Here is a 12,639-nt window from a genome sequence, read left to right as displayed (position 1 = left end):
ACTCTTCTTCTTCATTGCTTCTTCGAGAATTCATAATTCTAAATTCTTCTTTTGTTGTTAAAAAATATTACCATATGCCATGGAAAAAAACAACAGAAGGTGGCTCAAAAAATGCTGATCGCAGCTCTACAGTTTGATTTTAAAACCCCACAGTTAGAACTCCAGATTCAGATTTTGAGTCACCTTCGTATACGATCATATAAAATGTTTATCAGAAAAAATTATAGCGTTTCTGACGTTGTTTTTGCTTGCATGTGAAGTAGTAAGTAATCAGGTCCGCCTGCTTTTGAGTCTGTACCTGACATATTAAATCCACCAAATGGCTGATAACCAACGATTGCACCTGTGCAACCACGATTAAAATATAGGTTACCTACATGGAAATCTTCACGTGCTTGCTCAATATGGTCTCGGTTATTAGAAATAACTGCACCAGTTAAACCATAATCTGTATTATTAGCAATATCCATCGCATGATCGAAATCTTTTGCCTTACAGAATGCAACGACTGGTCCAAAGATTTCTTCCTTCATAAGACGAGCATCTTCTGCAACATCTGCTACTACAGTAGGTTTAATAAACCAGCCAGTTGAGTCATCACCTTCACCACCAGCAACGATCTTACCTTCTGATTTAGCAATTTCAACATAGCTCATCACTTTGTCAAAAGCAGCTTGGTCATTTACAGGACCCATAAACATACCATATTCAGCTGGATTCCCAACTGATAATTCTTTCGTAAGCTCTACAACTCTATCTAATACTTGGTCATATGCTTCTTCAAGAATAACAGCACGAGAGCAAGCTGAACATTTTTGACCTGAGAAGCCAAATGCTGAAGCAACAATTGATTGTGCTGCTAATTCTAGGTCAGCTTCTTTATCTACTACTATCGTATCTTTTCCACCCATTTCAGCAATAACACGCTTTAACCAAAGTTGTCCATCGTGAACTTTTGCTGCGCGCTCATTAATACGTACACCTACATCACGAGAACCCGTGAAACTAATGAAACGTGTACGAGGGTGATCCACCAAGTAGTCACCAACTTCTGCACCACTACCTGGAATGTAGTTTACAACGCCTGCTGGAAGCCCTGCTTCTTCTAGTACTTCCATGAACTTCGCTGCAACAACTGGTGTTGTGCTAGCTGGTTTTAATAAAACGGTATTCCCAGATACAAGTGCAGCTGTTGTCATACCAGCCATAATTGCAAACGGGAAATTCCACGGTGATATGATGACACCTACTCCAAGAGGTATGTAGTTGTATCGATTATATTCAATTTTGCGACTTTCAATTGGAACGCCATCTTTTAACGATAGCATTTGACGTCCATAATATTCCAAGAAATCAATAGCCTCAGCAGTGTCAGCATCTGCCTCTCTCCAAGGTTTACCTGCTTCTTTAACAAGTAATGCTGAGAACTCATGCTTACGACGACGAATGATTGCCGCAGCACGGAATAAAATGTCCGCTCGCATTTCTGGCTTTGATTTACGCCATGTTTTAAATGTTTCGTCAGCAACTTGCATTGCTTTTTCAGCAAGTTCTTGATTAGCTTTTGATACAGTACCAATTAGTACATCTTTTTGTGCAGGATTTACTGAAGTGATTTTATCCTCAGTTGTAATTCGTTCCCCACCAATGATTAGTGGATAATCTTTACCTAAATAAGATTCAACAGTTGCAAGCCCTGCTTCAAATGCTTGTTTGTTTTCCTCTACAGTAAAGTCAACAAATGGTTCATGCTTGTATGGTAATACCATTTTTCGTTCCTCCCCACTGTTTTAAGCGTTTACACATATTACATTTACCATTCTAACTGATAAAATCAGTTACATCAAACATCGTGAAAATAGTCGGAATTTTAAAAAGAATAGTACACTTTAACTATGCTCTTTTTATTCAGGTTATAATCAGATTACACGTAAAATAAGAGAGCTTGTAACATCATCGTTCTATTTAGACGGTAGCTGTCCATGTAACCGTTTTTTAGAAGATAAGATGTTACGAAACTCTCATTGTATTTTCGTGTTTGTTTCTGAGAAGCAATAACAGGCTTATTATTGAAAAATATGAACGAAAGGTTCTTCTTCACCAGCTTCACGAATAACAATACTCTCTTGACCTCTAACTGATGATATATACATCTGCAAAGATATATAGTTAGGGAATATTTCCAATGCCTCATTTGTAACGTATTGCGTAAAGCCAATGACTTCTGACTTACCGTAAAATTGCATCGGTATTTCTACCGTCATTTGTTGAAGGGTATCGTCTTTGTAAAACCCTTTGCCAATAATGCCTGTGTAATTTGGAAAAAATTGAGCAATGCTATCTTTAAGCCTATTAAATGTAACGACATCCTCACGATGTTCGTTTTCAGCTTCGTCGGAAGGAAATAAATAATATTGTTCATTAATATCGGACCATTTATCAATAGATGAACTATCTGCTTTAACATTTCCCTGCGTAAAGAAATTTCCGGGTACAATCGAAGATTTGCTTTGTTGTTCAAATAATGCGACAACAATTGGAATATTCCCGAGCCCGTCTATTAATTTCACTCGCTTTACAACTTCTTCGGCAATCTTCTTACCCTCTTTCTCAAGCACAGATCGGTCAATGCTAACTTCTCTATCATATCCTTGTTCTTGTTTGAAATAATGAACCGAATTTAATGCAAGACCTATGACAATCCCGCCTAATTCAACAGTTTGTTCATCTTTCTCTACTAAATAATTATGTTCCAATATGTGTGCAAGATAGATAGGGCTTTCTTGATTTAAATCTGTGAGAGTTGCATCTGCAGTCTTATCAATACTAGGGTTTAGCCCTAAATCTACATAATTTTGATCCTCGTTAAGTTTTTCTTGAAGCTGTTCTGGTGTCAATTTTCGATTTAACCAGCTTTGGACCGTCTGGCGATCTAAATATTGTCCTTCTTGGAAAAAATATTCATCTGGAGAAAAGGTATCTTGTGCAATGCGCATAAGTCCTCGTTCCACTTCATCTATGTCATATCGTGTATTCAGGCCTGAAACAACCAGCCCTCTTGATTCACTTGGTTTGATTTGATTATCCTCAGTTAAAACTGTTCGATAAAATTGATCAGAAATTTGATACTTAGGAATGATTGCTTGTTCAGTTGTATCTTCTGATTCATTAACAATTTCTTGTTGTTTCTCAAACTTCGGTGCACACGCAGAGAGTAGTAATAATGTTGATAAAGTTAAGGCAATAATTTTCCGCAATATCATACACCTCTTATTTTTCAAATTCCGTAATTAATCGTTGTTCGTCCCAAACTTCTATTGATAGCTGTTTAGCCTTTGTTAATTTAGAACCCGCTGCTTCACCTGCAATGACTAAATTGGTGCTTTTACTCACACTTCCCGTTACTTTTCCACCTAAAGCTTCAATCTTTTCTTTTGCATCGTTTCTAGTAAGCTGTTCAAGCTTCCCAGTTAATACAACTGTTTTTCCTGCAAAAAATGAATCACCGTTTTCTGGTGATAGGGCTTTTATCCCAGTAAAATTTGTATTTACCCCTAAGTTGTTCAGTTCCTCAATCAATGCTTGAACTTCAGAGCTTGATAAATATGTAACAATCGATTCAGCCATTTTTTCTCCGATTTCATTTATACTAATTAACTGTTCGAATGTTGCTGCTTGAAGTTTTTCAATTGTCTCAAATTCCATAGCTAATGTTTTAGCAGCCTTTGCTCCAACATGGCGAATCCCTAGACCAAATAATAAACGTTCTAATGAGTTATGCTTCGAATTATTTATGGCTTGAATGAGGTTTGAAGCCGATTTCTCACCCATACGTTCCAGATTTAGTAGCTCTTCCTTAGTTAACTTATATAAATCAGCAACATCCACAATCAACTGATTCGCAAATAGTTGTGTGATGACTTTTTCACCTAGACCATCTATATTCATCGCATTTCGAGATACAAAGTGAATCAGCCCTTCACGAATTTGTGCAGGACATTTAGGATTAATACACCTTAAGGCAACTTCTTCCTCTAACCTAACAAGCTCACTATTACACTCTGGGCAATGTGTAGGCATATGAAAGCTTAACTCATCTCCAGAGCGTTTTTCAGCAATAACATTGACAACTTCTGGTATAATGTCTCCGGCTTTTTTAATCGTAACGTAGTCGCCGATTTTAATGTCTTTTTCTCGAATCAAATCTTCATTGTGCAGTGATGCTCTTTGTACAGTTGTTCCTGCTACCTGCACTGGCTCTAAAATAGCTGTAGGTGTAATCACACCAGTGCGTCCAACACTAAGCTCAATTTCTAATAGCTTTGTAACAACTTCTTCAGCTGGGAATTTGTATGCAATTGCCCAACGTGGACTTTTAGCAGTAGCGCCTAACTGTTCTTGCTGTTCCAAAGAATCAACCTTAATAACTATGCCATCTATATCATAAGCAAGGTTAGGACGTTTTTCATGCCAGCTTAAAACATACTCTATGACTTCCTCTATATCCCCACAAACTTTTTTCTCGTTACTCACTTTAAAACCTATATTCTCTAAATAAGCTAAGCCTTCACTATGTGACTGGATATTTGTAGCACTCATTTCCGCGATATTATATATAAATATAGACAAATTTCTAGAGGCTGCTATTTTTGTGTCAAGTTGTCTAAGCGACCCTGCAGCTGCATTTCGAGGATTTGCAAATGGTTCTTCTCCAAGCTGTATTCTATCCTCATTTAATTTCTTAAATGAGGATTTTGGCATATAGGCTTCTCCACGAACTTCCAAACTAACTGGCTTATTTAACCGCAATGGAATTGATCGAATGGTCTTTAAATTAGCTGTGATCTCTTCTCCAACGGTACCGTCTCCTCTTGTCGCACCGCGAACAAATACACCGTCTTCGTATTTGAGTGATACAGCTAAACCATCTATTTTCAGTTCACAAACATACCTAATTTCGTCCCCTACTTCTTGACGTACACGTCGATCAAAATCAAATAAATCAACTTCATTAAATGCGTTTCCAAGACTAAGCATCGGCACATCATGTTCCACTTTTGAAAATGAATCTAATATTTCCCCTCCAACACGCTGTGAAGGAGAGTCAGCTGATTTAAGATCTGGAAATTGTTCTTCAATTGCAAGTAATTCTTGCATTAATTGATCATATTCGTAATCAGACACTGTCGGTTGGTCTAGTACATGATACTCATAGTTGTATTTAGTTATTAATGTACTCAATTCTTGTACACGTGTTACCGCTATTTGTCGATCCATCTGTTTACCCTCCTTCATAAATACACACTTTTAGAGTTGCTATATCATCGTTATTGGACAAAGAGATTTAAATAATTATTATGACATACTATTACACAATGAAAACCTCTTTAGTTCATTCAATTGTAAAATCCTACTTCCATACTTGTCTTTTAAGATTTAGTAATAGGAGCAAATTTAGCTAACAAGCGCTTTATACCTGTTGGACTTGGAAAAGCTATATCCAGTTCTTTCCCTTCACCTTCTCCTTTTACACTTACTACTGTCCCGGTGCCCCACTTTTTATGTGAAGCTTTGTCACCTACTTGCCACTCAATCGTATCTCCACCAGTTGATTTTGCTACAGATTTGAAGCTAGTTTTTGACACGGAACTTCTAGATGTGAATGGGGTATTTTGCTTTTGATTATCTGCGATAACATCGAGTAATTCTTCAGGAATTTCTCCTATAAACCTCGATTCACTATTCATTGTCGTTCGTCCAAACAAGGTTCTCATTTCAGCATTGGACAAATGTAGTTCTTTTTCTGCACGTGTAATTCCAACATAAGCTAGTCGACGTTCTTCCTCCATTTCAGCCTCTTCATCAAGTGAGCGACTATGTGGAAAAACTCCTTCTTCCATGCCTAATAGAAATACAACAGGGAACTCAAGTCCTTTTGCTGAATGTAAAGTCATCAGAACAACAGCTTCCTTATCCTGCTCTTCCTCTTCATCTAAGCGGTCTATATCTGCAACCAGAGCAAGATCAGTTAGGAATGCAACTAAACTTTTATCATCATTTTGCTTTTCAAAATTTGTTGTAACGGATAAAAATTCTTCTATATTTTCTAATCTGCTCTGTGATTCTAGCGTCTTTTCATTTTTTAACATTTCTCGATAGCCACTTTTTTCGAGGACTTCTTCAACTAACTCCGTTATAGATAAATACTCTTGCATGCTAGTCCAATGGCGAATCATATTACGAAAATCTGTTAGCGCATTTCTAACTCTCGTACTTACACCAATCATGTCTATTTCCTCAAGGGCCTGAAACAATGATAGCTCATTAGCAATCGCATAGTTCGCAATTTTATCTACAGAGGCAGCACCTACCCCACGTTTGGGTACATTAATAACCCTCGTTAGACTGATATCGTCATCGGGGTTAGCAATCACACGTAAATAAGCAAGAATATCTTTTATTTCCTTACGGTCATAGAACTTAATACCACCAACGATTGTATAGTTGATATTTGATTTTAATAATACTTCCTCTACAACCCTAGATTGTGCATTTGTTCTATATAAAATTGCAAAATCTGAAAGCTTCTTGTTTCCACTACCCACAAGCTCATTGATTTTTCCAGCTGCATACTGAGCTTCACTAAATTCATTATTTGCACGATAATATGAAATCTTATTACCTTCTGGATTATCTGTCCAAAGATTTTTAGGCTTTCTGTTCATATTTTGTTCAATCACCTTATTTGCTGCTTGCAAGATGCGCTTAGATGATCGATAATTTTGTTCTAATAAGATAACATTTGCATCTGGGTAGTCTTTTTCAAAGGATAGGATATTTGCAATGTCCGCTCCACGCCAACGATAAATAGACTGGTCGGAATCACCTACGACACATAAATTTTCTAGTCGTTCTGCTAACATCTTTACGAGCATATATTGCGCGCGGTTCGTATCTTGGTACTCATCAACATGAATATACTGAAACTTGCGCTGGTAATATTCAAGCACTTCTGGTACACGTTTAAATAAGTGAATAGTAGACATGATGAGATCATCGAAGTCTAGCGCTTGATTCTTTCTAAGACGGCTTTCATATTCACTATATACATTACTTACTGTTTCTTCATAATAGCTACCCGTTTGCTTACTATATTCTTCAGCGTCAATCAATTCATTTTTGGCACTACTAATTGTTGATAAGATCGTTCGAGGGTCAAACTTTTTAGGGTCAATATTCTTTTCTTTAAGTATGTTTTTTATGACTGATTGCTGATCTGAAGAATCTAGAATTGAGAAATTTCTGTTTATACCAATTCTGTCAATATCCTTGCGTAAAATACGTACACACATAGAATGAAACGTAGATATCCAAATTTCTTCAGCGGCTGGGCCTAGAAGTGATTGAATACGGTCCTTCATTTCTCTTGCTGCTTTGTTTGTAAAAGTAATCGCTAAAATATTCCACGGAGCAATTTCTTTTTCTGTCATCAAATATGCGATCCGATGCGTTAATACCCTAGTCTTACCGCTGCCTGCTCCTGCCATGATCAGAAGTGGCCCATCTGTTGCCTTTACTGCCTCTTGTTGCTGAGGATTTAATCCTGTTAACAATCTTTCACTAATATACTGCATGTCCTCACCGCCTATACAAACATACGTTCTATTTTATCGTATATATATCATTTTGACAAACTACTCTTTTACTACTTGAACAGTTTCAAGAGCAGCATCAATATCTGAATAAATAATATTACCAACTACAATCGTATCCGCATACTTAGCCATCTCCAAGGCATGTTCCTTTGATGAAATTCCGCCACCATAAAATAACTTCGTATGAGATAACTCGTCTTTGACATCTTTAACAATATTTACATCACCGTATATTCCGCTATATTCAAGATAAAAAATTGGCAGGTGATATAAATTTTCGGCAATCCTTGCATATGCAATGACATCTTCATTTGATATGGAAGTGTTAGCTTCTGTTAGTTGTGCTGCTTTACTGTCACCATTTAATATGCAGTAACCTTCAACTAAAATTTCTTCCCAATTCATGATATCTCCATACTCTTTAATAGCTTGATGGTGCATACCAATGGTCCATTGAATATTTTGGCTGTTTAATACAGTAGGAATAAAATAAAAATCAAACCCTGGGGTTACAGAAGCAATTGTAGAAATCTCAAGTACACAAGGAACTGTATAACGACGAATTCTTGACATTAAATGTAGTACATTTTCAAGTGTGACACCATCACTACCCCCGACAAGAACTGCATCGGTACCTGATTCACATATTCTTTCTAAATGCTCGTCTGAAATCTCTTTATTTGGGTCAAGCTTAAAAACATGACGCCATTCCCTATAATCATACATTACCTATGCTTCCTCCAATCAAATATCCATTAAACTATTATAACAGAAAAGTGCTCGCGCACAGGCTATTCCCGCCAAGCACAGAAACTCCTTTTTAAGGGCGATCTATACATTCCGATAAATGAGCTAAGTTACCTAGAATGTGCGGATAGGAAATCGCATGCGTACTGGATATGCATTTTTTCTTTTTGATGATTATTACTTAAATTAGATTCTCAACATCAAGCCTTAAAATTGCTACAAAAAAGCCGGAGCTAAGTGCAACGGCTTTTGTTCTTTATTTATCTTCGTCATTTACTCTATCTAATGCCATTATATATGCATCATTTCCATAGTTCAAGCAACGCTTCACACGTGAAATAGTAGCTGTACTCGCTCCTGTTTCTGTTTCTATTTTATGATAAGTGAAGCCATCCTGTAACATTCTAGCGACTTCTAATCGTTGGGCAAGCGATTGAATTTCATTGACTGTACATAAGTCATCAAAAAATTTATAGCACTCTTCTAGATCCCGTAGAGAGAGAACAGCTTTAAATAATTGATCTAGCTCCTTGCCACGTAATTTATCTATTTGCATGACAATCCCATCCTTCTTCTCTTGATTAATATAGTTTTTTGTACACAAAATATGAAATTTTTTTAGGTAAAATAATAACTGCCACCTGTTTTTAGATACTCAACATAATCTTATTTATCTATTCATTTCCGGTTGATACAGCGCCAGCCAATCCTGGTGATGTTGGAATAATATTAATCCATGTTTTCCCTGGTAGGAATTTTACATCTTGTCCATCTTTATATGGAAGGATTCTCCCATCTACGTTTTGCCAATCAATTTCTTGAAGTTTACCTTTTTGAAGTAGATAGCCTTTACCGCCAGATTGTAAATTTATATCCCGACGACCTACTTCATCAATGATTTGATGATCCATTTCAACAATCATAATATTATCTATTAAGACGGGTTTATCAGATTCGAAATCCTTTGTTTGATCTTCACCAGTGAAGCGTGTATATTTTTCCTTCATTTGGTCGTATACATACTCGACAGTAGCATAGTAACTATTTGAATACGTAATCATCACTGATTGAACGTCATCTCCACTTATCTCCTCGTCATCACTCATAAATGGTAGAGGTGGAATACCAGCTTCATTTGTAACTGAGTAGTTATAACGATCAGTAGCTACTCCATTTAAACCATTAAATAATAAATAGGAATTATGAGGTGCTTTACGGTAGTTTGCACGTTCAAAAACAGTACCATCATTATCATGGTAACTTCCACTAATATTGTCGATAAGGCCGTTTCGTAATTTTTGCTCTAGTATTGTGTAAGTACCATGGTAAACATACAATGCATCATATCCATCACTAAGTTCAATAAAATCATGCCTTGCACTTCTTACTGGACCTACCTTTGCTGGAATATCACTCTGGTAAAAAGCCAATAGTCTAGTAATATCTCCTTCAGTAAGCATTTCATACACTAAGTCTGCTTGATTTAACCCCGTTTGAGGACGAGCATTTGGGTGATTATTAACCATAACCGCAACAGCACGTTGATGAACCGATTCATCATTCGTACCGATCCCTGTTAAAGGATAATTGTATTCAAACTGTTCTTCTTCAACTACAGTTGTCGAAGTTTCATCGACTTCTTCTTCTACTTGCTCTGTAATTTCTTCTGCTTCTTTAACAACCTGTTCGTCTTCATTACTACATCCAGTAATAGCAATACCTAATAGAACAGCCATACCTAATTTCCCAACCCTCATTAAAACACAACCTTATCTATCAATGTTATCATAATATATCTATACTTTTATATTTTAACGTATTATTGTTGGAAAGAGTACAGTTTTATTCATCACATCGTAAATTCCTTGCTGTGTGATGCGAACATATGGCAAGTGTGTCGATTGTAAAAATAATAATGAGTATACAGGATCTTCATATTGATAGCCACGTTCACGTAACACTAATTTAAATTGCTGTTCTTGTGGTATGAGTTCGGCTATTGGCTGCGAAGACATGACTCCATTAAGCTTTAAAGGAATTTCAAAGATGATGGAATTGTTTTCAGCTATGACTATTCCACCACCTATTTCTTTCATCCGTGTGTAAGCAGTTAGCATGTCAGCTTTATTTTTACCAATTAAGATCAAATCCCCTGTATTTGAAAATGAACTTGCCATACCTAATAAATTTGAGGCAAACCCTTTTATAATTGTGTTAAGGCGCCACTTACCATTTCGGTCAACGAGCATTAAAAAGCTCTCATCATGGCTTATTGATAATTCGTCCACAGAGACATCAATATTTACCGAATACGGCTTCATAATTACATCATTTTCCATCTTCAACCCTAAAGGCATAGAGAACTGTAAGTCTTCCGATTTTAAATCCCATTTCATATTTAATTGAGGCCAATCTACCTCTTCCCAAGAAAAATGACCAAAGTTATTTGTATTACGACCATCTTTTTTTAACCACATTCCTTTTGCAAGGACTGATACAGGAGTCGCGTTGTCTTTCTCGCTTAAGAAATTGATATTCGCTACCCTTCCCGTTGCAATATTGCCATGTAAATACTCTATTTGATAGTATCTAGCAACATTGATTGTTGCCATATTGTATGCGTCAATTGGTGGAACACCTTTGTCTATTGCAATGTTAATCATGTTGTCAATAAAGCCTTGTTTATAAAATGATGGTGTAGACCCATCTGTTGTATAGAATAAATGATCATATTTGTTAATTCCAAGAGCATGTATTTCATCTATCAACATAGGTAAGTCTGGTCGAATAGATGAATACCTAAGTGAAGTCGTATAGCCTTGCATCAAACGAGAATAAACTTCGTCACCAGTCATTGCCTCATGGTCACTTGTCGCACCTAACAACATCATTTTTGCAAGTGTTTTTTCAGATGCCCCTGGAAAATGACCTTCAATTTGTTTGCGTAAGCGCTTTGCTTCTTGAATCCAAAGAAGCATCATATCATCACCAGCAAGAAGCTTCGGCCAGCCAGTAAGCTCACCACCTTGAAGAACCGCATCATGCTCAAGCCAGGACTTAACAGTAGTATGAGAAAAAATTAATTCTTCATCTTGAATTTCTGTTTGCGGATCAAACCTACACCACCAGTATAAAGTTGATGGTATATGTTTCAATTTAGAAATAAAAGAAAACGCTTTCTCTGTTGACAATTGTAAAACCAAGCTCATATTATCGTTTATTAACGTTGTTGTGCCATATTGAGATGCATATTCAGCTAATGAATGGGGATTATATAACTGAAATGGGTGCGCATGAGGCTCTATGTATCCTGGTACTAAATAGTACCCATTACAATCAACGATTTCACATTTATCACTATGAGATGGTAGTTCTTTACCAACATAAATAATTCTCTCATAGTAAATCCAAATATTTCCTTTAACCCACTGATTTAACGCTTGATTTAAATATATTGCATTGGTTAAAACCAATGTTGGTGGTATGATTCCATCAATAACAGCTACATGTTCACGTAGGTGTTTATTCTTCCACCTATATCGTTGGTCAGGCATGGAATTCCTCCATTCAAACAGAATTATAAGAAGAGCTTTGCTCCGAAATGCTCTGGAGTAAATCAACTTGTTGAGATAAAAATCATACGTCTATGTATGCGTTTTCATCAACATATTGACCATCTTTATTTTATTTAGTTTTTGTCACAATTATTGTTATTTGTCCTTCTAAAAATCTGCTAAGAACAATATATGGGCTTATTTATATTTTACCGTACGAAAGTAATTTGAACAAATGATATCGATATAGGAAGGTGTGTAATCATCTATGAAACCAAACATTAGTATAATCAATGCATTAATGCGCATTACCTGTGGTTTTACTCTACTGTCATGGGCTACTGCAAAGATGGTGAAGAGACCCTGGAGAGAATCATATTTGGTTGTTGCAATGATTGCTGGTATGAAAATTGGAGAAGGAATCACTCGATTTTGTCCATTAACTGCTTGTATAGAAAAATATACATCTAAAAATGAACAAGGAATTAACCTTAATAATGATATGGATTCAATCAACCCATCTTAATTACAACAGCTGAGTATTTTTGAAGATGCGTAGGGTAGGTGAAAATTCAGATAAATTACAGCTTCTTTTTCTCTAGCTTTTTTGCACAACGAGTTGTTTATCGCAATAAGAATTAAGCTACTATTTTTTTTATCACAAAATTTTATAAAATACCGTG

At 36.3% G+C, this 12,639-nt stretch carries 9 protein-coding genes and 1 other annotated feature (1 of these 10 cut by a window edge); of the genes, 1 reads left to right on the top strand and 8 read right to left on the bottom strand.

The features are described from left to right. Positions 1-24 (bottom strand) — a binding site (T-box leader) (it extends 239 nt beyond the left edge of the window). 197 nt (positions 25-221) lie between these two features. The 8 genes from pruA to SLH48_RS18790 all read right to left on the bottom strand — a co-directional run bounded on the left by pruA (position 222) and on the right by SLH48_RS18790 (position 11,956). Continuing rightward, the gene (gene pruA, locus SLH48_RS18825; RefSeq protein WP_214484574.1) at positions 222-1,769 is read right to left on the bottom strand and encodes an L-glutamate gamma-semialdehyde dehydrogenase; all 1,548 of its coding nucleotides are present in this window, start codon (positions 1,767-1,769) and stop codon (positions 222-224) included. Positions 1,770-2,066: 297 nt separating this feature from the next. After that, positions 2,067-3,257, bottom strand: a complete 1,191-nt coding sequence (locus tag SLH48_RS18820; RefSeq protein WP_320259408.1) for a CamS family sex pheromone protein — start codon at positions 3,255-3,257, stop codon at positions 2,067-2,069. A gap of 13 nt (positions 3,258-3,270) precedes the next feature. Beyond that, positions 3,271-5,277, bottom strand: a complete 2,007-nt coding sequence (ligA, locus tag SLH48_RS18815) for an NAD-dependent DNA ligase LigA (protein ID WP_320259407.1) — start codon at positions 5,275-5,277, stop codon at positions 3,271-3,273. Positions 5,278-5,429: 152 nt separating this feature from the next. Continuing rightward, complete coding sequence (gene pcrA / locus SLH48_RS18810; protein ID WP_320259406.1) at positions 5,430-7,634, bottom strand: DNA helicase PcrA; 2,205 nt, start codon at positions 7,632-7,634, stop codon at positions 5,430-5,432. Positions 7,635-7,694: 60 nt separating this feature from the next. Continuing rightward, positions 7,695-8,381 (bottom strand): heptaprenylglyceryl phosphate synthase, encoded by a 687-nt coding sequence (locus SLH48_RS18805; RefSeq protein WP_214484578.1) that lies wholly within the window; start codon positions 8,379-8,381, stop codon positions 7,695-7,697. Positions 8,382-8,658: 277 nt separating this feature from the next. After that, positions 8,659-8,958, bottom strand: coding sequence for a YerC/YecD family TrpR-related protein (locus SLH48_RS18800; RefSeq protein ID WP_214484579.1), 300 nt, complete (start codon positions 8,956-8,958; stop codon positions 8,659-8,661). A 118-nt stretch (positions 8,959-9,076) separates the two neighbouring features. After that, complete coding sequence (locus SLH48_RS18795) at positions 9,077-10,159, bottom strand: DUF3048 domain-containing protein (RefSeq protein ID WP_320259405.1); 1,083 nt, start codon at positions 10,157-10,159, stop codon at positions 9,077-9,079. A gap of 54 nt (positions 10,160-10,213) precedes the next feature. Continuing rightward, positions 10,214-11,956 carry an adenine deaminase C-terminal domain-containing protein gene (locus SLH48_RS18790; protein ID WP_320259404.1) on the bottom strand — a complete coding sequence of 581 codons (1,743 nt, stop codon included), beginning with the start codon at positions 11,954-11,956 and terminating at the stop codon, positions 10,214-10,216. Positions 11,957-12,224: 268 nt separating this feature from the next. Here SLH48_RS18790 and SLH48_RS18785 point away from each other — a divergent pair, with 268 nt between their 5' ends. Continuing rightward, entirely contained in the window at positions 12,225-12,482 is a 258-nt protein-coding gene (locus SLH48_RS18785; RefSeq protein ID WP_214484582.1) for a DUF2892 domain-containing protein, read from the top strand. Positions 12,483-12,639: the final 157 nt, after the last annotated feature.

This window comes from Cytobacillus sp. IB215316 (assembly GCF_033963865.1).
In the GTDB taxonomy this organism is placed as follows: Bacteria; Bacillota; Bacilli; order Bacillales; family SM2101; genus Nanhaiella; species Nanhaiella sioensis.
The sequence above is the reverse complement of the archived record's forward strand: the minus strand, read 5'-3'. Positions and strand labels throughout refer to the sequence as shown.